This window comes from Pontibacter sp. GD7 (assembly GCF_058216375.1).
Window position 1 is genome coordinate 252205 of sequence record NZ_JBYZMP010000005.1, and the last position, 22977, is coordinate 275181.

General features: G+C 46.9%; 19 protein-coding genes. 17 read left to right on the plus strand and 2 right to left on the minus strand.

Going from position 1 to position 22977, the window contains the following annotated elements; genetic code table 11:
- The first annotated feature begins 90 nt into the window (after positions 1 to 90).
- The 5 genes from pnp to bshB1 all read left to right on the plus strand — a co-directional run bounded on the left by pnp (position 91) and on the right by bshB1 (position 6285).
- On the plus strand, positions 91 to 2229 hold the full coding sequence (pnp, locus tag AC4BAP_RS10200) for a polyribonucleotide nucleotidyltransferase (protein WP_490582539.1): 2139 nt from the start codon (positions 91 to 93) through the stop codon (positions 2227 to 2229).
- A gap of 192 nt (positions 2230 to 2421) precedes the next feature.
- Positions 2422 to 3285, plus strand: a complete 864-nt coding sequence (locus AC4BAP_RS10205; protein WP_490582540.1) for a sigma-70 family RNA polymerase sigma factor — start codon at positions 2422 to 2424, stop codon at positions 3283 to 3285.
- 143 nt (positions 3286 to 3428) lie between these two features.
- Positions 3429 to 4367 carry a thioredoxin-disulfide reductase gene (gene trxB, locus AC4BAP_RS10210; RefSeq protein ID WP_490582541.1) on the plus strand — a complete coding sequence of 313 codons (939 nt, stop codon included), beginning with the start codon at positions 3429 to 3431 and terminating at the stop codon, positions 4365 to 4367.
- 127 nt (positions 4368 to 4494) lie between these two features.
- Entirely contained in the window at positions 4495 to 5550 is a 1056-nt protein-coding gene (locus tag AC4BAP_RS10215; RefSeq protein ID WP_490582542.1) for a peptidoglycan DD-metalloendopeptidase family protein, read from the plus strand.
- A 15-nt stretch (positions 5551 to 5565) separates the two neighbouring features.
- Entirely contained in the window at positions 5566 to 6285 is a 720-nt protein-coding gene (bshB1, locus tag AC4BAP_RS10220; RefSeq protein ID WP_490582543.1) for a bacillithiol biosynthesis deacetylase BshB1, read from the plus strand.
- A gap of 100 nt (positions 6286 to 6385) precedes the next feature.
- Here the strand turns inward: bshB1 and accC are convergent, their stop codons facing one another.
- Positions 6386 to 7894 (minus strand): acetyl-CoA carboxylase biotin carboxylase subunit, encoded by a 1509-nt coding sequence (gene accC / locus AC4BAP_RS10225; protein WP_490582544.1) that lies wholly within the window; start codon positions 7892 to 7894, stop codon positions 6386 to 6388.
- Positions 7895 to 8106: 212 nt separating this feature from the next.
- On the opposite strand from accC, the gene AC4BAP_RS10230 reads away from it, so the two are divergent.
- Both AC4BAP_RS10230 and AC4BAP_RS10235 read left to right on the plus strand, forming a co-directional pair.
- Positions 8107 to 9345 (plus strand): aminotransferase class I/II-fold pyridoxal phosphate-dependent enzyme, encoded by a 1239-nt coding sequence (locus tag AC4BAP_RS10230; protein ID WP_490582545.1) that lies wholly within the window; start codon positions 8107 to 8109, stop codon positions 9343 to 9345.
- Between the two features lie 106 nt (positions 9346 to 9451).
- Entirely contained in the window at positions 9452 to 9643 is a 192-nt protein-coding gene (locus tag AC4BAP_RS10235; RefSeq protein ID WP_490582546.1) for a histone H1, read from the plus strand.
- A 78-nt stretch (positions 9644 to 9721) separates the two neighbouring features.
- On the opposite strand, the gene tyrS is transcribed toward AC4BAP_RS10235, so the two are convergent.
- Positions 9722 to 11026 (minus strand): tyrosine--tRNA ligase, encoded by a 1305-nt coding sequence (gene tyrS / locus AC4BAP_RS10240; RefSeq protein WP_490582547.1) that lies wholly within the window; start codon positions 11024 to 11026, stop codon positions 9722 to 9724.
- Positions 11027 to 11161: 135 nt separating this feature from the next.
- On the opposite strand from tyrS, the gene AC4BAP_RS10245 reads away from it, so the two are divergent.
- The 10 genes from AC4BAP_RS10245 to trmB all read left to right on the plus strand — a co-directional run bounded on the left by AC4BAP_RS10245 (position 11162) and on the right by trmB (position 22965).
- Positions 11162 to 11620 (plus strand): GNAT family N-acetyltransferase, encoded by a 459-nt coding sequence (locus AC4BAP_RS10245; protein ID WP_490582548.1) that lies wholly within the window; start codon positions 11162 to 11164, stop codon positions 11618 to 11620.
- Between the two features lie 136 nt (positions 11621 to 11756).
- Complete coding sequence (gene holA, locus AC4BAP_RS10250; protein WP_490582549.1) at positions 11757 to 12803, plus strand: DNA polymerase III subunit delta; 1047 nt, start codon at positions 11757 to 11759, stop codon at positions 12801 to 12803.
- A gap of 242 nt (positions 12804 to 13045) precedes the next feature.
- Positions 13046 to 16093 (plus strand): tetratricopeptide repeat protein, encoded by a 3048-nt coding sequence (locus tag AC4BAP_RS10255; protein ID WP_490582550.1) that lies wholly within the window; start codon positions 13046 to 13048, stop codon positions 16091 to 16093.
- A gap of 38 nt (positions 16094 to 16131) precedes the next feature.
- Positions 16132 to 17817, plus strand: coding sequence for a TonB-dependent receptor (locus tag AC4BAP_RS10260; RefSeq protein WP_490582551.1), 1686 nt, complete (start codon positions 16132 to 16134; stop codon positions 17815 to 17817).
- A 6-nt stretch (positions 17818 to 17823) separates the two neighbouring features.
- Positions 17824 to 18966: an HU domain-containing protein gene (locus AC4BAP_RS10265; RefSeq protein WP_490582552.1), complete on the plus strand. Its 1143-nt coding sequence runs from the start codon at positions 17824 to 17826 to the stop codon at positions 18964 to 18966.
- A gap of 1 nt (position 18967) precedes the next feature.
- Positions 18968 to 19672, plus strand: coding sequence for a MotA/TolQ/ExbB proton channel family protein (locus AC4BAP_RS10270; RefSeq protein ID WP_490582553.1), 705 nt, complete (start codon positions 18968 to 18970; stop codon positions 19670 to 19672).
- 2 nt (positions 19673 to 19674) lie between these two features.
- On the plus strand, positions 19675 to 20073 hold the full coding sequence (locus tag AC4BAP_RS10275) for an ExbD/TolR family protein (RefSeq protein WP_490582554.1): 399 nt from the start codon (positions 19675 to 19677) through the stop codon (positions 20071 to 20073).
- Positions 20074 to 20082: 9 nt separating this feature from the next.
- Positions 20083 to 21003: a cell envelope integrity protein TolA gene (gene tolA / locus AC4BAP_RS10280; RefSeq protein ID WP_490582555.1), complete on the plus strand. Its 921-nt coding sequence runs from the start codon at positions 20083 to 20085 to the stop codon at positions 21001 to 21003.
- A gap of 9 nt (positions 21004 to 21012) precedes the next feature.
- Positions 21013 to 22305: a bifunctional folylpolyglutamate synthase/dihydrofolate synthase gene (locus AC4BAP_RS10285; RefSeq protein ID WP_490582556.1), complete on the plus strand. Its 1293-nt coding sequence runs from the start codon at positions 21013 to 21015 to the stop codon at positions 22303 to 22305.
- A 3-nt stretch (positions 22306 to 22308) separates the two neighbouring features.
- Entirely contained in the window at positions 22309 to 22965 is a 657-nt protein-coding gene (trmB, locus tag AC4BAP_RS10290) for a tRNA (guanosine(46)-N7)-methyltransferase TrmB (protein WP_490582557.1), read from the plus strand.
- The last annotated feature ends 12 nt before the right edge of the window (positions 22966 to 22977 follow it).

Here is a 22977-nt window from a genome sequence, read left to right on the forward strand (position 1 = left end):
TAAGTACCCCTTCTTTTCTTCCTTTTTGCCAGTACCCCCTGCAGTGGCCGCAAAGGGCAGCCCTGTTTTTAGATGTAAAAATTATTGAAGATGTCTTATAACGCGATTAACAAAACCATTCTTCTTCCTGATGGCAGGGAGATCATTATCGAAACTGGTAAATTAGCCAAACAAGCCGACGGTTCTGTAGTAGTGAAAATGGGTAACACCATGCTACTTGCTGCGGTTGTTTCTAACAAAGAAGCCCGTGAGGGCGTTGACTTCTTGCCTCTTTCTGTAGACTATCAGGAGAAATTTGCCTCTTCAGGTAAAATTCCTGGAGGTTTCCTGAAAAGAGAAGCAAGACTTTCTGACTACGAAGTATTAGTGTCTCGTTTAGTAGACCGCGTGTTGCGTCCTCTTTTCCCGGACGATTACCATGCAGAGACACAAATGACCATACACCTGATATCTGCGGACACAGAGATCATGCCGGACGCACTTGCTGCGCTTGCTGCATCTGCTGCCCTTGCCGTATCAGACATTCCTTTCAATGGCCCGATCTCTGAAGTGCGCGTAGCGCGTATCGATGGCCAACTAGTAATTAACCCTACTTACACAGACCTTCAGCGCGCTGACATTGACATGATGGTTGGTGCCTCCATGGACAGCGTTGTGATGGTGGAGGGTGAGATGAACGAAGTTTCTGAGGCAGAGATGCTTGAGGCAATTGCATTCGCTCACGAAGCCATCAAGTCGCACTGCCAAGCGCAGCTTGAACTGATGGAAATGGTAGGCAAAACTGTAAAACGTGAGTACTCGCACGAGACACACGACGAAGACCTGCGCAAGAAAGTATACGAAGCAACGTATGCCAAGGCTTACGAAGTTGCCAAAAGAGGCAGCGATGTGAAGTCTGACCGCAAAGAAGGCTTCGCAGCAGTGCTTAATGAGTTCGTTGAGTCGCTAGGTGAGGAGCATGAGTACGACATGAGCCTGATCAAGACTTACTACCATGATGTAGAGAAGGATGCGGTTCGCAACATGATCCTGAATGACAGAGTTCGCCTGGATGGTCGTGCCCTTGATCAGATCCGCCCGATCTGGTCTGAGGTAAACTACCTGCCGGCTACACACGGTTCTGCTGTGTTCACGCGTGGCGAAACCCAGTCTTTGACAACTGTAACACTTGGTACCAAACTGGACGAGCAGCTGATCGACAGCGCCATGATCAGTGGAACAAGCAAGTTCTTACTACACTATAACTTCCCGGCATTCTCTACCGGCGAGGTAAGACCAAACAGAGGTCCTGGCCGTCGTGAGATCGGTCATGGTAACCTTGCACTGCGTGCCCTTAAGAAAGTGCTTCCACCGGAGTCTGAGAACCCGTATACTATCCGTATCGTGTCTGACATCCTGGAGTCTAACGGTTCTTCTTCAATGGCAACTGTTTGCGCAGGCTCTCTTGCCCTTATGGATGCCGGTGTACCTGTAAGAGGTGCCGTTTCTGGTATCGCTATGGGTCTTATCACAGATGAGCAAACAGGTAAATTTGCCGTTCTGTCTGATATCCTTGGCGACGAGGATCACCTGGGTGACATGGACTTTAAAGTAGCTGGTACTAACAAAGGTATTACTGCCTGCCAGATGGACATTAAGGTTCATGGCTTGTCTTACGACGTGCTTAGTCAGGCACTTGCTCAGGCTAACGCAGGCCGTCTGCACATCCTTAACGAGATGTCTAAGACCCTCGCAGAGCCTAACGCTGACTACAAGCCGCATACTCCACGTTCGTTCAACATGGTTATCGATAAAGAGTTTATCGGTGCTGTGATCGGACCAGGCGGTAAAGTGATCCAGCAGATCCAGAAAGACACTGGCGCTACGATCATTATCGAAGAGAAGAATGAGAAAGGCCATGTGAACATCTTTGCAAGCAACCAGGATGCAATGGACAGCGCTGTTTCTAAGATCAAAGCAATTGTTGCGCAGCCTGAGATCGGCGAAGTATACATTGGCAAGGTTAAGTCGATCCAGCCTTATGGTGCTTTCGTTGAATTTATGGCCGGCAAAGATGGCTTGCTTCATATCTCTGAAATTAAGCATGAGCGTCTTGAGACAATGGACGGTGTGCTTGAGATAGGAGAGGAAGTAAAAGTGAAGCTTATCGACATCGACAAGAAGACCGGTAAGTTCAAGCTTTCTCGCAAGGCTATTCTGCCAAAACCAGAAGCAACTCAACAACAATAAGTCAATTTAAATACTCTTGGCGCTGTTTTCACTCATGTAAAATGGCGCCAGGAGTTTTTTATTTTACTGTGCAGAAGCAGACGTCTTGATTTTATTTAGAAGATGTCAGAACTTTGCGCGGTTTTTTGATGTTAAGTCACCGGAATCAAAATCCTTAATCATTTACAATTTTTGCAATAATATTATACTCTGATGAGACAACTCAAGATAAGCAAACAGATTACTAACCGCGAAAGCCAGTCCCTGGACAAATACCTGCAAGAGATTGGTAAAGTAGATCTGCTTACGCCTGATGAAGAGGTGTCGCTGGCTCAGAGGATCAAAGAGGGAGATCAGTTTGCGCTTGAGAAGTTAACTAAAGCTAACCTGCGTTTCGTAGTTTCGGTGGCTAAGCAGTATCAGAACCAAGGCCTTTCTTTAGGCGACCTTATTAACGAAGGAAATTTAGGTTTGATAAAGGCTGCCAAAAGATTCGACGAAACCCGTGGTTTTAAGTTTATCTCTTATGCCGTATGGTGGATCCGTCAGTCTATTCTGCAGGCTTTGGCCGAGCAGTCTCGTATTGTTCGTCTTCCACTAAACCGCGTAGGTTCGCTTAACAAAATCTCTAAATCTTTTTCAGAGCTTGAACAGAAGTTTGAGCGTGAGCCATCGCCGGAAGAAATCGCTGAGGTATTGGAATTGACTACTGCTGAAGTAGTTGACACACTGAAAATATCAGGTCGCCACGTGTCTGTGGATGCACCTTTCGTACAAGGTGAGGAAAACCGCCTGTTGGACGTACTTGAGAACGAAGACGAAGAGTCTCCTGACACTGGTTTGATGACTGACTCGCTTCGTAAAGAGGTGCAGCGTGCGCTTTCTACGCTTACAAAGCGTGAGGCAGACGTGATAACACTATACTTTGGCCTTAACGGTGAGCACTCGCTGACCCTTGAGGAAATAGGCGAGAAGTTTAACCTTACACGTGAGCGTGTGAGACAGATCAAAGAGAAGGCTATCAGAAGGCTGCGCCATACTTCCAGAAGCAAAGCGCTAAAGCCATACCTGGGCTAGGCAAATGATAAAAGTCCAAAACCCTGCTTTAACCGGCAGGGTTTTTTTGTGCCCTTTTTGAGTGCAATTTCCGGATTTCATGCAGGCTTAGGGCCAGATTTTTTGTATACTTGCATCCAAAATTCTATCTGCACAAACATAAAATGGAAATAGAAAAAGTAAAGTGCCTTATTATTGGTTCAGGTCCAGCAGGTTATACTGCGGCAATATATGCTTCCAGAGCTGGTCTTAATCCTGTATTGTACCAGGGTTTACAGCCAGGAGGGCAGCTAACCATTACCAACGATGTAGAAAACTATCCGGGTTATCCTGATGGCGTTATGGGCCCTGCTATGATGGAAGATTTCAAAAAGCAGGCTGAGCGTTTCGGTACAGATGTACGCTACGGTATTGCCACAGCTGTTGATTTTTCATCACAACCACATAAAGTAACCATTGACGACCAGAAAGTAATAGAGGCGCATACAGTAATTATTTCCACAGGTGCATCTGCCAAATGGCTGGGCCTTGACTCAGAGTCGCGTTTAAATGGTAGCGGTGTGTCTGCCTGCGCTGTATGCGATGGTTTCTTCTACCGTGGTCAGGATGTTGCCATTGTTGGTGCCGGTGATACAGCGGCGGAGGAGGCTACTTACCTAGCTAACCTTTGCTCTAAAGTATACATGATCGTGCGCCGCGATGAAATGCGTGCCTCCACCATTATGCAGGAGCGTGTTAAGAAAACCAAGAACATTGAGATACTTTGGAATACCGTAACCGAAGAAGTACTTGGTGAAAATGAGGTAGAAGGTGTACGCGTTAAAAATGTGCTGAATGGAGAGCTGCGCGATATACCAGTAAAAGGCTTCTTTGTTGCTATTGGTCATAAACCTAACTCGGATATATTCAAGGATTTCCTGAACCTGGACGAGAATGGGTATATCCGTACTATTCCGGGTACTTCCAAAACAAATATTGATGGTGTTTTTGCCTGTGGCGATGTACAGGACTTTACGTACCGTCAGGCTGTGACAGCTGCCGGTACGGGCTGTATGGCCGCTTTAGATGCAGAGCGTTACCTGGCAGCCAACGATTTGCATTAATATTTTGGATAGTTGCTCCCTGAATTGCACTTTATTTTTTGTTTGGGTGTTGGAGCATTGACAATAAACAGGCTTTTATGCAGTTATTGATGCTAAAGCTATAAGTGCACTGGCTAAATTGGAAATTATGCCACAATTCAGATTACCCTTATTTCTGGTACTTTTTTTACTGTTTTTTATTGGCGGTGCCGGCAGTGCACTGGCTCAGAACAATAAAGTAAAGAAAGACCTTTTCAAAACGAAGTCTCCTAAGATTCAGTACGTTCGTCCGGATACTACCATACTTATAAAGTATGACGAGTTCCCGGATGACAACTCCGATGCTGACAAATCCATTTTTTTTAATCCAAAGAAAGAGCTCTCTATCGTAAGCGAGGATACCTCAGAACTGGACCTTGGAGAGCAGCACATCGTGGAGATGTCGGAGGAGGTGCTGATCGACTCTACCTGGATCAAGATTGCAGGATACTACTCGATTTGGGATACCCGCAACATTAATCCGTACAGAATGGATGGCCGCCAGATGAAGGATACAGTTGACATTAAGCTGTACGACCCACGCAGCAATCGCAACTATAAAATGCCCCTTGAAGAAACCCCTGTTACCAGTCATTTTGGTGCAAGGGGAGGGCGCTGGCATTATGGTACTGACATTGACCTGAACACAGGTGACTCCATTTATGCAGCCTTTGACGGGGTTGTGCGCATTAATAAGTGGGATGGCGGTGGCTATGGCAATTATATCGTGCTTCGCCACTATAACGGCCTGGAAACCCTCTATGGTCACATGAGCAGAACTATTGCCAAAACAGGCGATTTTGTGAAAGCAGGTGATGTGATCGGCCTTGGCGGAAGCACAGGCAGAAGCTCCGGCCCGCATTTGCATTATGAGGTACGTTACCAGGGCAACCCAATTGACCCGGAGAATTTGTATGACTTCCCGGACTACCTGCTGAAAGGTGATAACCTTGTAATTACATCTGCTTTGTTCAATTATTACAACCGCGCTAAAAGCGGAGGTACCAGTGCAGGCAGACGTTTAACGTACCACACCGTTAGAAGCGGTGACACCCTTTCTGGTATTGGTAAAAAGTATGGCGTGTCTGCTGCGCAAATCGCAAAACTCAACGGTATGAGCACAAGATCTACGTTAAAAGTTGGCCGTAAGCTCCGCATCAGATAGCAACCCTAAAGAACTATGAAATTAGATATACTCGCCTTTGCATCGCACCCGGATGATATTGAACTGGGTTGTGCAGGTACACTGATAGCCCACATTGCACAGGGCAAGAAAGTAGGTATTGTAGATTTAACCCGTGGCGAACTAGGCACGCGGGGAACTCCTGAAACCAGACTCCAGGAATCGGAGGATGCCAGCCGTATTATGGGGCTAGCTGCACGTGAAAACCTTGGATTTGCTGATGGCTTTTTTCAAAATGATAAAATGCACCAGCTCAAGGTAATTGAGATGATCCGGAAGTATACGCCAGACATCGTTATCATGAATGCTGTGCATGACCGCCATCCAGATCATGGCAGAGGCTCTGAGTTGGTTTCTGAATCCTGCTTTAAGTCCGGCCTTAAGATGATCAAGACTCAGGATGAGAAAGGGGAGGAGCAGCAAGCCTGGAGACCCAAAGCAGTTTACCATTATATCCAGGACAGGTTTATATCCCCGGACATTGTGGTAGATGTAACAGAGCACTGGGATAAGAAAATGGAAACCATCCGCGCCTTTAAATCTCAGTTTTATAACCCCGATGACTCCAGCCCGAACACCTATATTTCGTCGCCAGAGTTTTTAGAGTTCATAGAAGCCAGGGCCAAAGAAATGGGGCACTCAATTGGCGTTACTTATGGCGAGGGTTTTACGAAGGAGCGTAATATCGGAGTAAGGAGCTTCTTTGACTTGATCTGATATTCCAGTTTCTGATTAAAGTATAAAACTTGGTTAAAGTATAAAAAAGAGGGGGCGCTGTTTGATCAGCGCCCCCTCTTTTTTATACTTTGTTATTATGCTACCTCGTGCGGTTTTTACGCCAGTTGGAAGTTGTTTCAGTATTGCCTGAGGCCGCTCCGCTTAGAGCCGAGTTGCTCACCTTTTTAGCGTTAACCAGCATGGCTGCCAGGGCCACAGCAACTTCTTCTGCGCCTTCATCCGGTTTCGTGTTCAGAACTTCAGGCGTATAGTAGCGCTCAATAAATTTGGTGTCGAAGTTGCCGCTGACAAATGCCTCATGCTGCAACACATACTTGCCGAAAGGAAGTGTGGTCTCGATACCTGTGATGATGTACTCGTCGATGGCACGGATCATTTTATCGATGGCTTCTTTTCGGTCTTTGCCAAACGTAACCAGCTTTGCGATCATTGGGTCATAGTAGATCGGGATCTCCATACCTTGTTCAAAGCCATCGTCAACGCGAACGCCCAGGCCTTGAGGTCTTTTATACGTTTCCAGTTTACCGATATCTGGCAGGAAGTTGTTGGTAGGGTCCTCGGCATACACACGCAGCTCAAGCGAGTGTCCGTTTATTTCCAGGTCTTCCTGCGCAAAGCTTAACGGATTGCCTTCGGCTATCAGGATCTGCTCTTTAACCAGGTCTAACCCTGTGATCTGTTCTGTTACAGGGTGCTCTACCTGCAGGCGGGTATTCATTTCCAGGAAGTAGAAATTCAGGTTCTCGTCAACCAGGAACTCTACCGTACCTGCTCCCACATAGTCACAGGCTTTGGCAACGTTCACGGCGCAACGTCCCATTTCAGAGCGCAGCTCGGGGGTAAGTATTGCAGAAGGGGCTTCTTCGATCACTTTCTGGTGACGGCGCTGGATAGAGCACTCGCGCTCAAACAGATGCACGATGTTGCCGTGTGTATCACCCAATACCTGTATCTCGATGTGGCGCGGAGAGCCGATATATTTCTCAATAAACACAGAGCCGTCGCCGAAGGCAGAGGTAGCCTCACTAACAGCCAGCTGCATCTGTTCTTCGAATTGGTCCACGTTGTCTACTACTCGCATACCTTTACCGCCGCCACCTGCGCTAGCCTTGATTAGTATAGGAAAGCCTACTTCGGTTGCGATATGTTTGGCTTCCTCCACATCCGTAATAGCGCTTTCAGTGCCAGGCACCATTGGGATGTTATACTTTGCCACAGCGGCCTTTGCAGCCAGCTTGCTACCCATCAGTTCGATCGCTTCCGGTGACGGGCCAATAAAGATAAGGCCTGCCTCTTTTACCTTTTGCGCAAACCCGGCATTCTCAGACAAGAAACCGTAGCCAGGGTGGATAGCGTCAACGTTCAGCTGCTTACAAACGTCAATAATAACGTCACCACGCAAGTATGATTCACTTGACTTTGGACCTCCTACGCAAACAGCCTCGTCGGCGAAGCGTACATGCAGTGCGTTGCGGTCTGCCTCGCTGTAAACGGCTACAGTTTTGATGCCCATTTCCTTAGCCGTTCGCATAACGCGCAAGGCTATTTCTCCACGATTGGCTACTAAAATCTTGTTTATTTTTCTCATGCGGGTTCTTTTAACTTTCAGTCTTCAAAGAAAACGCTTTAACAGCAAACATAAAAGCGGCAAGTATAAAAAGGTGTCCATGATATAGTGTATATTCATTGTTTATGATGTTCTAAAAGCATAAATTTGCAAAGCTTGTAGCTGTGCCCTTTATATGTGGCATGGAGGCAACTTTAGATTGAAATTATTCCGATAACCAAATTATTACACAAGTGGATTTATTTGAAAAGTTGTTGACCAACAGAGGTCCATTAGGAAGCCACTCTCATTATGCGCATGGCTATTTTACGTTTCCAAAGCTAGAGGGGGAGATTGCGCCACGCATGAAGTTCAGGGGAAAAGAAGTGCTTACCTGGAGCCTGAACAACTACCTGGGACTTGCTAACCACCCGGAGGTGCGTAAGGCGGATGCCGAAGCTGCCGCTGAGTGGGGCATGGCATACCCAATGGGTGCCCGTATCATGTCGGGTAACTCAAACCTGCACGAGCAGCTGGAGTCTGAGCTTGCGGAGTTTGTGCAGAAGCCTGATGCTTTGCTTTTAAACTTTGGATATCAGGGTGTAGTGTCTATTATTGACGCTTTGGTTGACAGACACGACGTGATCGTTTACGATGCAGAGTCTCATGCTTGTATCATCGACGGCCTTAGATTACACCAGGGCAAGCGTTTTGTGTATGCTCATAACGATATGGAAAGCCTTGAGAAGCAGCTGGAGCGTGCCACACGCTGGGTTGAGAATACTGGCGGTGCCATACTTGTAATTACAGAGGGTGTATTTGGTATGTCTGGCAAGCTGGGCAGCCTTGACAAAGTAGTAGCCCTGAAAGAGAAATTCAATTTCCGTTTGTTCGTTGACGATGCGCACGGTTTCGGTACAATGGGTAAAACTGGTGCCGGTACAGGCGAGCACCTGAACTGCCAGGATGGTATCGATATCTACTTCTCTACTTTTGCGAAGTCGATGGCCAGCATTGGAGCCTTTGTTGCTTCTAACGAGCAGGTGGTAGAGTACCTGCGCTATAACATGCGTTCTCAGATCTTTGCCAAGTCCTTGCCTATGCCTTTAGTAGTAGGTGCGCTTAAGCGCCTGGAACTGCTTCGCACCAACCCTGAGCTTAAAGATAAGCTATGGACTATCGTTGATGCCCTGCAGTCTGGATTACGTGAGAAAGGCTTCAACATCGGTGGCACAGAGTCTCCGGTAACGCCGGTATTCCTGAACGGTCAGATTCCGGATGCAACGCAATTAACGCTTGACCTACGTGAGAACTACAACATTTTCTGCTCTATTGTGGTGTACCCAGTAGTGCCTAAGGATGTGATCATGCTGCGCCTGATCCCAACGGCTGTGCATACTTTAGACGATGTGAAGGAGACAATCGACGCATTCGAGAAAATTGCACAAAAATTGGACAAAGGCTTGTATGCAAGCCCGGCAGTTACCGCTTAGCAGGCTCTAAGGGCATATATTAATATTTGCTAATTTTTGCTTGTTTGTAACAAATGTGTATATTAGAGCAGTAAAAACAATTGTTTCACTATAACAAATAGCTCTAATGAACAACAACTTTAGCAAACTAAGAGACCTAGTTATGTCACTAGAATCTGATTTCGAAAAGTTCTATGACAAAGGTAACGCAGCTGCAGGTACTCGTGTACGTAAAGGCATGCAAGATCTGAAGAACATGGCTCAGGACATCCGTAAGGAAGTTCAGGACATGAAAAATAGCACTGCTGATAAAAAATAGTCATCAGACAGACTGAAAGAAATAAAAAAGGTGACCTGCAAAGGCCACCTTTTTTATTTGTAATCTATTGATTATTAGTTACTTTACAGTAACAAGGTAATAGTTTTTCTTGCCTTTCTGCACAACCAGGTGTTTTTGCTGCAGCAGCTCATAGGTTACGGCTTCGTCTGGTCCGGCTACTTTCTGACGGTTTATACTTACACCGCCGTTTTTGATCATGCGCTTTGCCTCGCCCTTTGAATCGAAAATCTGTCCTCCGGTTATTTCAGAAAGCAGGTCTGCTACGTTGCCGGCGGTTTCAAAGCTTTCACGCGTGATCTCTATCTGGGGCACACCCTCGAAAATTGATAGCAGCACATCCTCTTTCAGGCCTTTTAAGGTGTTAAAATCGCCTTTGCCAAATAAAATTTCAGAGGCTTCTACTGCAGAAATATAATCTTCTTCTGAATGCACGCGAATTGTAACATCTTTAGCCAGGGCTTTCTGTAAAACCCTTAAATGAGGGGCTTGTTTGTGCTCTTCTACCAATCGTGCAATTTCATCTTCCGGTAGCAAAGTATAAACCTTGATCAGCTTCTCAGCCTCCTCGTCAGACAGGTTAAGCCAGAACTGGTAGAACTTGTATGGGGAAGTGAAGTTAGGGTCAAGCCATACGTTGCCACCCTCAGACTTGCCGAACTTCGTACCATCTGATTTAGTAACTAGTTTGCCAACCAAAGCAAAGGCTTTACCACCGTCCATACGGCGAATAAGCTCTGTGCCTGTCGTGATGTTGCCCCACTGGTCTGAAGCACCCATCTGTAACTTGGCACCCTTGGTCTTATACAAATGGTAAAAATCGTACCCTTGTATAAGCTGGTAAGCAAATTCTGTATAAGAAAGACCTTCGGCACGCTCTCCCTCTTCATCGGCGCTGATGCGCTTTTTAACGGAGTCCTTGGCCATCATGTAATTTACCGTAATGTGCTTGCCCACCTCACGCAGGAAACCAAGGAAGCTGAAATCCTTGAACCAATCGTAATTGTTTACGATCTCGGCAGAGTTGGCACCGCAGTCAAAATCCAGGAATTTCTCAAGCTGGGCTTTAATCCCTTCCTGGTTGGCACGCAGCGTGGTTTCGTCCAGTAGGTTACGCTCAGCTGATTTGCCTGACGGGTCACCGATCATGCCGGTGGCTCCACCTACAAGGGCAACAGGCTTGTGTCCTGCTCGCTGCAGATGCACCAAAAGCATAATAGTTGCAAGGTTGCCAATATGCAGGGAACTAGCAGTTGGGTCAAACCCAATGTAGCCCGTTGTCATTTCGGCGGCCAGTTGCTCTTCGGTACCAGGCATGAAGTCGTGGAGCATGCCTCTCCATCTCAATTCGTCTATAAGATTCATGTACACCAGTTTCGTCTGTTCCGGGCAAAGATAAAAAAGAGTTGGCAGTTTACCCGTGGCAAATTCAATTGCATGTAACAGATTAGCAAGAGAGCGGTAAAACAGTAAGATTTTAAAATTTATACTTTGTAAGCGATGCCAGCAACCATCCGAAACGCTACCAAACAGGACCTTAAGCAAATAAGCCAAGTTGATTCGCAGCTGTTTGGGGCAGTCGCCTACCCTCAGTTTGTGTTGAGGCAGCTACTGGATATTTGTGGCAGCCTGTTTAAAGTGGCCATAGCAGGAGATGAATTGATTGGCTATGCTATTGCGCATTACAATGCTGAGGACAAGATTGCCTGGTTTTTGTCTCTCGCTGTTTTGCCTGCATATCAGAGTAAAGGAACAGGTGAGGGGTTGATAAATACCTTACTTTCTAAGGTAGAGGCCAAGGGTGCAAAGAAAGTATACCTGACTGTATTGCCTGATAACATCAGGGGTATCCGGATATATGAACGGTTAGGTTTTAGGCAAATTAATGATGAAAAAGATTATTACGGTGACGGCAATTCCAGGCTGTTGATGTGTAAGAATTTTGAGTGGCAGGAGTAAGTCAATTAAATTTGGAGTAGCGCTAAGATTCTTTAATTATGAGCGCGGGGCTTTTATTTTACTGTTGATGCCTTAAATTTGTAGAAGAGTGCCTTGTGCCTCAAATTATCATGCTACCACACCAACAGTACCGCTCATGTCGCAGACCGCCGATACTATATTAGACCAACTCAAGCAACGACAGTTTGCCCCTGTATATTTTTTACAGGGTGAGGAGTCTTTCTACATTGATACAATTGCCGATTATATTGAACAGCACGCCTTACAGGAACATGAAAAAGGCTTCAACCAGGTAATAGTATATGGTAAGGACGTTGACGTGGCTACGGTGTTGTTGCAGGCAAAGCGTTTTCCGATGATGTCGGATAAATCGGTTGTTATTGTAAAAGAGGCCCAAAGTATACAGGATATCGAGAAGGAGGAAGGTATGAGGCAACTGGAGGCTTACCTGCAAAACCCTTTGCCATCTACGATACTCGTGTTCTGCTACAAGCATAAAACCCTGGATGGCCGTAAAGCCCTGGCCAAGGCAGTGGCCAAGCATGCCGTGCTGCTTACTACCAAAAAACTGTACGATAACCAAATTCCGGCTTGGTTAACCGGTTACCTGAAACAAAAAGGCGTTCGCGCCACCCCGCAGGCGGTGCAGTTGCTAAGTGAATACATCGGGTCGGACCTTTCACGCCTGGCCAACGAAATAGACAAACTGCTGATCAACCTTAAACCTGGCGCCACCATTGATGAAAGTGTAGTGCAGGAAAATGTGGGCATTAGCAAAGAGTATAACATATTTGAACTGCAGGCTGCGCTTATTGCCCGGGATGCACTCAAAGCGAACCGCATCATCCATTATTTCGAGGCTAATCCCAAGAGCAACCCGTTGATACCTAATCTTTCGATGCTGTTTAACTTTTTCACGAAGCTCCTTACCCTGCACACACAGGCCGATAAATCGGAGGCGGGGCTTAAGAAAAGCCTGGGACAACAGGCCTGGAAGCTAAAAGAGTACATGGTGGCCCTGCGTGCCTACCCGCCTCAGCGCTGCGTTGACATCATACATTATATCCGTGTGGCCGACCTGCAGGTGAAAGGCGTAACCGGGGGAGATATGTCCGAAGCAGATATTCTGCGTGAGCTGGTTTTCAAGATCTTACATCCAGTTCCCAGGGCACTGGCCTCTTAAGCAAGATAAATTCCTGTTGCTGTACAATATTCGGCAATCTCCGGCATTATATAGTTGTTCTGCGATACATGTGCACCAGGCATAGCAGAAGAAATGTGCTAAACTCAGGTTCGGCTCCCGAATTTTTACTACCTTTGAGAAAGCTGTGTGGTGCTTGTAATCAAAGTTTTAACTGTAATCTAAGCATCTTTTTATACTTCCAAGATTATTAAATGATTATCCCGATGGGTAATAGAAAACATATGAAATTAGCTTACAAAGTTGCGCTTGCATCGGTGCTGGCCGGCGGCTCGCACGTAGTGGTTGCGCAGCATACTCAAGCCTTCACTTCCGATGAACGCTACTATCATGAGGGGATAGAGCTTTTTGACCGTGCCAAGTATGGCGCTGCGCAGGAGGCCTTCCAGAAGTATATCAAATTGATCGGTGACAACGCTAAAACAGCGGATGCACAGTATTATTATGCATTAAGCGGTTTATACTTGCTGCACCCGGACGCGGAGCAGTTGATACTAAACTTCGTAAAAACATTCCCGACTCACCCTAAGACTGCTCTTGCCAATTATGAGCTAGGTCTGTACTACTTTGAGCAAAAGAACTACAAGCGTGCAGCCGAGTTGCTGCAACTGGCTCCTCTACACCTGTTAAGCTCTAAGCAGACAAAGGAACTGGAGTTTAAGCTGGGCTATTCATACTTCGCCAACAAAGATTTCGACAACGCGAAAATCTGGTTTGATAAGAACAAAACGAACGGTTTTAGAGAAGAGGAGCACCGCTTTGCCTATGCTTCTAATTACTATGCCGGTTACATCGCTTACCGTAAAGGCGACTATGCCGCTGCCAAGGCTGACCTGAAGATTGCGGAGAAGAATGAGGCTTATGCTAACATTGTGCCTTACATGATCACGGAAATCCTTTACAAGGAGAACGACATCTATGAGGTGATCCGCTACGGCGAGGCGGCTCTGGCTAAAAAGCCGACTGTACAGCAAGCCGATGAGATTGCGCTTTTAGTTGGTGATGCCTATTACCAGAAGGCAGACTATAAGACGGCCGATAAATACTTCGACCAGTATGCTGCAGGCAAAAAGTCGCTTGACCCTGTGGTGCAGTATAAGATCGCCCTTACAGACTACAAGAACAACAACTATAAAGACGCCATCAACAATTTTAAGGCAATAGCCCTTAAGAAGGATGCACTTGGCCAAAATGCTGCCTATTACCTTGGATTAAGTTACTTAAAGGAGAACAACAAGCAGTTTGCTTTAACTGCCTTTGATCAAGCCAGAAAGAATGACCAGGACAAGGATATTACCGAGGCTGCTACCTTAAAGTATGCGCAGGTTAACTATGAGCTGGGCAACTTCAGGGAGGTGATCAATGCCCTGGCAGATTTTAATAAAGATTTCCCTAATTCCGACCAGGGGGAAGAGGCTGATAAACTACTGAGCGAATCATACTTTGGCTCTAACAACTACGCCGATGCGATTCGCCATATCGAAAGCCTGGAGAAGAAAAGCTGGCGCATCCTTCAGACGTATCAGCGTGTAACATACCACCATGCGGTAAACCTTTTCAATGATGCGAAGTTTCCGCAAGCTGTTGCCATGCTGGATAAATCGTTGCAGTACCCTTACGACAAGGATGTAACAGCTGCCAGCCACTTTGTGAAAGGCGAGGCGTTCTCTATCGGAGGGCGCTACGAGGACGCGATCAACAGCTATGGCGCTGTTTTCCGTACCACTCAAAATGCCAAGGAGGATTATTATACCAAGTCGCGCTACGGTATTGGTTACGCATACTATAATACCAAGCAGTATGACAAGGCCATGACTCACTTCAAGGCTTACCTGGATGCTACCAAGCCAAGCAACCCGAACTACAACGATGCTACCCTACGTTTAGCGGATACCTACTATGTAAACAAGAACTATAACGAGGCCCTGAAGCTATATGAACGCGTGCTTTCTTCTAGTTCTCCGGACCGCGATTATGCCTTGTTTCAGAAAGGTGTAATCAACAGTATTACTGGTCGTAACGACAGGGCAGCTGAAGCTTTGGAAGAAGTGATCAGGAAGTTCCCGCAGTCGCGTTATGCCGATGCAGCGCAATACCAGCGTGCCCTGATCGACTTTGAGGCAGGTAACTACCAGGCGGCCGTGAAGGGCTTCAGTACGCTCATCAACAACATGCCGAACAGTAGGCTGGTGCCTAATGCCCTGCAGAAGCGTGGTATTGCCTATGCTAACCTTGGCCAGAACAATCAGGCCATTGCCGATCAGCAGCGCGTGCTTAATGAGTACCCTAACTCTAAAGTGGCAAGCGGTGCCCTGTATAGCTTACAGGAGGTGCTGGGAGCAGAAAACCGTACCAGCGAGTTTGATACATACCTGGACAAGTATAAATCAGCCAATCCGGAAAGCGACGCCCTGGAAAGTATAGAGTTTAACGCTGCCAAGAACTTATACTTTGCCCAAAACTACGAGCAGGCGATCCCTAAATTCGAGAAGTTCCTGGTGTCTTACCAGAAGAGCTCTTTTGCACCGGATGCTCGTTATTTCCTGGCGGACTCTTACCTGCGCATGAACCGTATGCAGCAAGGACTACAGCGCATGAAAGAGGTGATCACAGAAAACAAGTCGGAGTATGTGAACCGCGGTATACAGCGTGTGGCTGACCTCGAGTTTGATGCCAAGAACTACCAGGAGGCCATTAAATACTACAGCCGCCTGCGCGACCTGGCCGCTAACCGCAAAGAACAGCAGACTGCCTTGATGGGACTGATGAAAAGCTATTTCAACATCAACGACTATGCAGGCACAACACGTGTGGCAAATGAGTTGATCAGTCAGGGCAATGCATCGCTGAATGCCTATAACTCAGCATTGCTTTTCAGGGCTAAAGCCACTTATGCGCAGGGCAACCTGGACCAGGCTTTTACCCAGCTCCGCGAAACAGCCAAAGAGGCATCCGATATTAATGGGGCAGAGGCACACTACCTGGCTTCCGAGATACTTTTCAAGCAGAAGAAGTATAAGGAGTCGCTGGATCTTGCATTCGAGTTCAACAATAAGTTCTCTAACTACGATTATTGGCTGGGTAAAACCTTTATCCTGATCGCAGATAACTATGCTGCGCAGAACGAGATATTCCAGGCTACCTCAACACTTAACTCTATCATAGAGAATGCACCTAACCCGGAAATTGTAGAGGAGGCGAAGCAGAAGCTGGCCCAGTTGGAAGGTAAAAGTCAGCAGAAACCCTCCGACACAAATAACAAAAAGAAGTAGGATCGTTTTAGCAGATCATCCAGAACAGTATCATCACCATGAAAAATAAATTAAGAATAGCCTCTCTGGCCATTGTTTTAAGCGTTGGTTATAGTTACCTGAACCAGACCCAGGCACAAGGCTGGGGTGAGGGCGCCAAGCTGGAAGACGCAGAAGTGGTTGTAGAAAAAAACCGTGTGATCGAGCTTCCGCAGGCAGCCCGTAACTTCGAGAAGTTCAGAATACCGCCACCGGAAACCGGCGACCGTAACGTGCGCTACCGCTTCAATGATTACCGCCTGCCATCTCAGGACATTAGCCTGCAGATGAAAGTGCTTACCATTAAGCAAGACGAGCTGACCAAGCTTTACGGCAATTACCTTAAGGCTGGCTTAGGCAACTACGGCTCGCTCTATTTAAAAGGGTATTTCCACAATAAGCGCAGCAAAGACACGGATTACGGTGCGGAGATCAGCCACATCAGCTCTGCCAGAGGACCGGTAGACAAGGGGAACTCAGCGGTTGCCAACAGTAGCATCGGGGTGCACGGCGAACGTTACATGAAAGGCCTTACACTTGGTGGCAGGCTTAACTATGGCCGCGACAAGTATCATTTTTATGGCTATGCGCCAAACATCGAGCCGGTTGTTGAGAAAGATAACATACAGCAGATACTTAACAGGGTACTGGCAGAGGGTACATTGCATAATCAAACCTCCGGAGCACCTTTTCTGTACAACGCCAACCTGAAAGCGACTTACCTGAACGATTACTATGATATGTCGGAGGTGAACGTGGCTGTGGGAATGCGCAGCGAGTATGGAATTGATGATGTATCAGCCTTTAAAGTGGATGCTGATCTTTCATTCCTTACCCACAAGGATGACGCCTTTAGTGTAACCAGGAACTTTGTGAAGGTACATCCGGCATACCAACGTCAGTTTAATGCGGTTAAGCTTACTTTGGGTGCAAATATCGCCTATACCGGTGATACTATAAACGATGCCCGCAAGTTCAATATCTATCCGATGGCCCGTATTGCCCTGGAGCCTATAAAAGATAACCTGCAGATATACGCTGGTTTAGGTGGTGATCTTGAAAGGGTTACTTTATATGGGCTTACCCAGGAGAATCCATGGCTGGCTCCTAATGTGCAGGTTGCCGATATAAACAAAGGGCTGGAGGTTTACGGTGGTTTCCAGGCAAATATCGCCAATTACGTGCACCTGACAGGTCGTGTGGCTTACCAGAACTTCCGTAATTTATACTTCTACAACAACTCTGTAACCGACTCTACCAAGTTTGACCTGGTTTATGACGATGGTGTTACGAATGTTTTAAATTTTTATGTCGAGGGATCATTCAACTATTCGGATGAGTTGCGCATTGGTTTAAAGGCTGATTATAACAAGTATAACACTAACAAGCTGGAGCAACCGTTTCACCGTCCGGAGCTGATGAGCAGTGTTTTTGCCACCTACAACTTCTACGATAAGATTCTGTTTAATTCAGAACTTTATTATATTGGTAGCTCATTTGGGCGTATTACCCGACCAGACGGCTCTACGGTGCTGCGTGAGACAGACACGATCGTGGACCTGAACCTGAAGGCGGACTACAAATTCACGAATAATTTCACCACTTTTGTAATGGCCAATAATATTTTCGGCCAGAAGTATGAGCGGTTCGTGAATTACCCGAGCAAAAGTATAAACCTGATAGGAGGTATTTCCTACTCATTCTAAAAGCCTATGGTTGAAAAGCACATAAAGTCATTGCTCTATGATCATGACTGCGTCATCATCCCCGATTTCGGCGGACTGATCACGCGTTATGTGTCTGCTCGTATTAACCCGGTTAAGCACTCGTTTCTGCCGCCGTCCAAAACGGTTGCGTTTAACGAGAAGCTGATCCTGAACGATGGCTTGCTTATCAGCACCATTGCTTACCACAACCAGATCTCGAAAGCGGAGGCACAGCAGGTGGTGGCAGATTTTGTGCGCAAGGCAAAAACTACCCTGCATCAGGAGAACCGATTTATACTTCAGGATGTTGGCGTGTTCAGGTACAATGCAGAGCGCCGCCTGGAGTTTGAGTATGTGGAGTCGGATAATATGCTGGAAGCAAGTTTTGGCCTGCCTGAGTTAACCGTTAGACCGATCCGGTTTGAAGAGCCGGCGGTGTTGCGTACACTCAAGAAGGAGAGACAGCCAGTAGAGGCTCAGGTTAAGCAACCGTTTAAGAAACGCCTGAAGCGTGCTTATAACGTGGCCGCCGGACTTGCCTTGTTTGGCTTAACCGCTTCGGCTTTATACTTCCTGTCGTTGCAGGCAGACTATAACCTGAGCAGCCTGAACCCGATAATGCTCTTCAACCAAAGCTTTAACACCGGAAGTTTGGCCTCAGTTGATAAGTATGCGGCCGACTATGTGCCGTTTACCGAAGAAGAAAGGCTGCAGCACTACATGGCTATCTTGCCAGGCGCAGGTGCTCCGGTAGTTGCTGAGCAGGAAGAAGAGGAGGTAGCTGCAGAGGACGGTTTTACTGCAAGTGATAGTTTAGCTGTTAACACAGAAGTTGAAGTGGCTGAAGAAGTTAAGCATGTTGAAGCTAAGGTTGCTGAAGTAGAAACTATTGCACCACAGACGACAATTAATGGCAAAACCGGACGTTTTTATATCATTGCGGGTGGGTACTCTACTATGGTAAATGCCGAGAACAGCCGCGACGAGATCAAGGCTAAAGGCAACAATGCCAAAATAATCGAGCCTGGCCGTGGCAGCAGACTTTATCGTGTGTCTGTCGCCGATTTCGGCACAGAGGAAGAAGCAAAAGCAGCATTAGAAAATTTTAGAAGTACATTCGGAGAATCTATTTGGGTATTTAATTATTAAAATGACATCACTCTTATTACAAATCACGACTACAACAGTTGATACGACTACTGCCCTTGTGGAAGGCGCTGAGGCAGCAGAGACATCAGTATCACTATTTGACCTGGCCGTTAATGGTGGTTGGGCCATGTACCCATTAGCACTTCTATCTCTGGCAGCGTTGTATATCTTTTTTGAGCGTTACCTGACGCTTAAGAAGGCTGCCAAGAACCCGGAAGGTTTTAATGACAGAATTAAAAGTATGGTTCTGGCCGGCGATATCAACGGTGCTAAAATGCTGTGCGCACAGGCCAACACTCCGGTATCAAGAATGATATCGAAAGGCGTTTCGCGTATCGGCAGCCCCCTGAAGAACATTGAGACTTCTATTGAGAACGTGGGCAAGATCGAGATCAGCCGCTTGGAGAAGAACCTTTCTGCGTTGGCTACTATTGCAGGTGCCGCGCCGATGCTAGGCTTCCTGGGTACGGTAACAGGTATGATCGGTGCCTTTATCGCCATTGCGCAGGCAGAGGGTTCTGTTAGCCCTAAACTGCTTTCTAGCGGTATTTACGAGGCAATGGTAACCACGGCAACCGGCCTTATCATTGGTCTGCCGGCTTATGTAGGGTATAACTACCTAGTTTCTAAAATTGACAGCATTGTGCACTCTATGGAGTATTCTTCTATCGAGTTCCTTGACCTGTTACAAGAACCACAACTGTAAGAATGAACCTACGATCTAAAAACAGGATTAACCCGGAGTTCAGCATGTCGTCCATGACGGACATCATCTTCCTGTTGCTGATATTTTTCATGCTTACCTCAAATTTCGTAACACCGTCTGGTTTACCGGTGAGCTTGCCAAGCAGCAAGGCTTCCGATATCACGATGCAGAAGATAAGCGTTACGATAACCGAGGACTTAAAGTATTACTTGAACGATAAGCCGATCGCGCTGGAGCAGATCGAATCTGAACTGGCAGCGTTATTGCAGGGTGGATCAGAGCAGGGTGCCGTTGTGCTGCACGTCGATAAGACTGTGCCGGTAGAGCACCTGGTAAAAGTGGCTGGTATTGCCAAAAATTTAAATGCCAGCGTAACATTGGCAACCGTACCAAGCGAGTAAGAAAGAATTATGGCATTTGCCCCAACACACGAGGAAGAAAAGAATAAGCGTATTGCCGCCGGTGTCAGCATCGGGGTGCACGTTCTTATTCTGCTTTTCCTGATCTATATGTTTGCCTGGCGTGCTCCTGACCCGCCTGCACCTGAACTTGGTATCGAGCTGAATTTTGGCCTTGATGCCGTGGGTAGCGGGGATGTGCAGACACAGGCAACGCCTAACGTATCGAAGAATACTGAGGACAGCAAGCCTGCGCCTACACAGCCAGACCCACTGCCTGAGCCGGCTCCGACGCCAACACCTACGCCGCCTGTAAAAACTGTGGAAGCGCCTAAAGTAGTGACCACTACGGCAGATGCCCCTGTTACGGCAAAAGAGGTAGAGAAGCCTCAACCTAAAAAAGAGCAGGTGAAGGAAGAAGTGAAGAAGCCGGTAGAGCAGCCTCCGAAAGAGGAAGTGGTCAAAAAAGAGCCTGAAAAGCCGAAATCACTTTACCCTGGTAAACCAACCAACAGTACTGGTACTGGCAAAAGCGGAACATCTGACAATGCCACTGGCAATAACAACGGCGATGATGCCAATAAAGTAGGCGATAAAGGTGATCCGAAAGGTACCCTGGAAGCCAAAGCGCTTTACGGTAAAGCCGGAGGTGGTGCAGGCGGCTCACTTAACATGGCCGGATGGGGATGGGGAGATATTCCTCGTATAAAGGATTCTTCCAACGAAACCGGAAAAGTAGTCATTAAAGTGGTTATCAGTCCGGATGGAAGTGTGGAGAGTGCTACAGTAGTTGAGAAAACTGTTTCTACACAAATTGCCAATATTTACCGCGATGCAGTTTACCGCGATGCTACTTTTGTGCGAACCGGTGAAAATCGTTCGGGAACGAGTGGTGCCACAGGTTATATTACTTATATCATAACCAACAGATAATACCTTTTGATGACCTATCAAGAATGTCTTGATTACCTATACCAGCAATTGCCGATGTACCAACGCATCGGCAATGCTGCTTTTAAGAAGAGCCTGGACAACATTATTGCGCTTTGCGATGCGCTTGGCCAGCCGCAGCATCAGTTTAAAAGTATACATGTAGCCGGTACTAACGGCAAAGGCAGCAGTTCGCACATGTTGGCGGCAGTGTTACAGGAGTCTGGTTACAGAACCGGCCTTTATACTTCACCACACCTTAAGTCCTTTACAGAGAGGGTTAAGGTAAACGGGGAGGAGCTGCCACAGGAGTACCTGGTGCACTTTGTAGAGCAGCATAAGCCATTATTTGAAAGTATACAGCCCTCGTTTTTCGAGATGACGGTGGCGCTTGCCTTTAAATACTTCGCCGATGAACAGGTAGATATAGCCGTGATCGAGGTAGGCCTGGGGGGCAGACTGGATTCAACAAACATCATCACACCGGAAGTATCCCTGATAACCAATATCGGGTACGATCATCAGGCTTTGCTGGGAGATACCATTGGGGCTATCGCTTCGGAGAAGGCTGGCATTATCAAATCAGGTGTTCCGGCAGTTATCAGCACAAAGCAGGAGGATGCCGAGACTGTTTTCAATTTAAAAGCCAAGCATGTTACGGCACCGTTATACTTTGCTACTGACAAGTATAGGGTAGAGTTTGTTGAGGGTGACGTTGAGCGGCAGGTGTTTCAGGTATACAGAGAGGAACAACTTTACCTGGCAGGCGTTGAACTTGACCTGACAGGGGCATACCAAAAGTATAACTTGCCGGGTGTATTGTTGGTACTGGAACTTCTTAGCGATAAAGGCTATGATATTTCTGTGGAAGCACTTCTTGCCGGTTTGGCACATGCCAAGCAGCTGACAGGCCTTAAGGGCCGCTGGCAAAAATTAAACGATAAGCCTTTAACCATTTGTGATACAGGCCATAATGAGGACGGTATAAAACAAATAGTGCAGCAGCTGGAGGCTTTACACCCGAAAAAAGTGCATATGGTTTTCGGGGCGGTAAATGATAAGGATATAACTAAGGTGCTCAAGCTTTTACCTCAGGATTATACTTACTACTTCTGTCAGGCAGCTATACCAAGAGCTTTACCGGTAGAGGATCTGTATCAGCAAGCGAAACAAGTGGGTTTAAAAGGCACTACATATACTACTGTAACAGCCGCTGTAAATGCAGCGAAAGCAAATGCTGCCCCGGATGAGGTTATTTTTATTGGAGGTAGTACCTTTGTGGTTGCAGAGATTGAAGAACTATAAGTAATGGGAAGATCAAAACTGGCAAAATTTGCTGTGGTGGCCGAACGTGAGAACGTGGTGCAGCCAGGCGATGAGCTTTATGGACAACTTGCCGGCAAATGGCGCGAGTTGCATTTCGAAAACAATAACCCTATCGTGCTGGAGGTTGGCTGTGGCCGTGGCGAATATACCGTTGGTATGGCCAGGCTGTATCCGGAGAAAAACTTTATCGGCACCGATATTAAAGGCGCACGCATCTGGAAGGGCAGCACCATGGCAGTGGAGGAGGAGCTTCATAATGTAGCCTTCCTGAGAACATACATTGAGCGCATCGAGGAGCACTTTGGAGAGCATGAGATCGATGAGATCTGGATCACGTTCCCTGACCCACGTCCCCGTGACCGTGACATCAAGCGCAGATTGACTTCCCCTAAATTTCTGGATATGTACAGTCGCATTGTGAAGCCTGGAGGTATTGTTCATCTCAAAACGGATAACCTTGGCTTGTACGAGTATACTTTAGAGGTGCTCCAGGAACGCAAGGCAAAAGACCTGCTCTATACTTCAGACCTATACAATTCTGACCTTCAGGAGCACACCATGGGGATTTATACTACCTATGAGAAGCGTTACCTGGCAGACGGCATTCCGATCAAATACTTACAGTACAGAGTGAGTTAGAGAGTTTAAGAG

Bases quoted from the DNA above. Each gene is read 5' to 3' on its own strand.
- pnp (WP_490582539.1), top strand. From the start codon at position 91: ATGTCTTATAACGCGATTAACAAAACCATTCTTCTTCCTGATGGCAGG.
- AC4BAP_RS10205 (WP_490582540.1), top strand. From the start codon at position 2,422: ATGAGACAACTCAAGATAAGCAAACAGATTACTAACCGCGAAAGCCAG.
- trxB (WP_490582541.1), top strand. From the start codon at position 3,429: ATGGAAATAGAAAAAGTAAAGTGCCTTATTATTGGTTCAGGTCCAGCA.
- AC4BAP_RS10215 (WP_490582542.1), top strand. From the start codon at position 4,495: ATGCCACAATTCAGATTACCCTTATTTCTGGTACTTTTTTTACTGTTT.
- bshB1 (WP_490582543.1), top strand. From the start codon at position 5,566: ATGAAATTAGATATACTCGCCTTTGCATCGCACCCGGATGATATTGAA.
- accC (WP_490582544.1), bottom strand. From the start codon at position 7,894: ATGAGAAAAATAAACAAGATTTTAGTAGCCAATCGTGGAGAAATAGCC.
- AC4BAP_RS10235 (WP_490582546.1), top strand. From the start codon at position 9,452: ATGAACAACAACTTTAGCAAACTAAGAGACCTAGTTATGTCACTAGAA.
- tyrS (WP_490582547.1), bottom strand. From the start codon at position 11,026: ATGAATCTTATAGACGAATTGAGATGGAGAGGCATGCTCCACGACTTC.
- AC4BAP_RS10245 (WP_490582548.1), top strand. From the start codon at position 11,162: ATGCCAGCAACCATCCGAAACGCTACCAAACAGGACCTTAAGCAAATA.
- holA (WP_490582549.1), top strand. From the start codon at position 11,757: ATGTCGCAGACCGCCGATACTATATTAGACCAACTCAAGCAACGACAG.
- AC4BAP_RS10255 (WP_490582550.1), top strand. From the start codon at position 13,046: ATGAAATTAGCTTACAAAGTTGCGCTTGCATCGGTGCTGGCCGGCGGC.
- AC4BAP_RS10260 (WP_490582551.1), top strand. From the start codon at position 16,132: ATGAAAAATAAATTAAGAATAGCCTCTCTGGCCATTGTTTTAAGCGTT.
- AC4BAP_RS10265 (WP_490582552.1), top strand. From the start codon at position 17,824: ATGGTTGAAAAGCACATAAAGTCATTGCTCTATGATCATGACTGCGTC.
- AC4BAP_RS10270 (WP_490582553.1), top strand. From the start codon at position 18,968: ATGACATCACTCTTATTACAAATCACGACTACAACAGTTGATACGACT.
- AC4BAP_RS10275 (WP_490582554.1), top strand. From the start codon at position 19,675: ATGAACCTACGATCTAAAAACAGGATTAACCCGGAGTTCAGCATGTCG.
- tolA (WP_490582555.1), top strand. From the start codon at position 20,083: ATGGCATTTGCCCCAACACACGAGGAAGAAAAGAATAAGCGTATTGCC.
- AC4BAP_RS10285 (WP_490582556.1), top strand. From the start codon at position 21,013: ATGACCTATCAAGAATGTCTTGATTACCTATACCAGCAATTGCCGATG.
- trmB (WP_490582557.1), top strand. From the start codon at position 22,309: ATGGGAAGATCAAAACTGGCAAAATTTGCTGTGGTGGCCGAACGTGAG.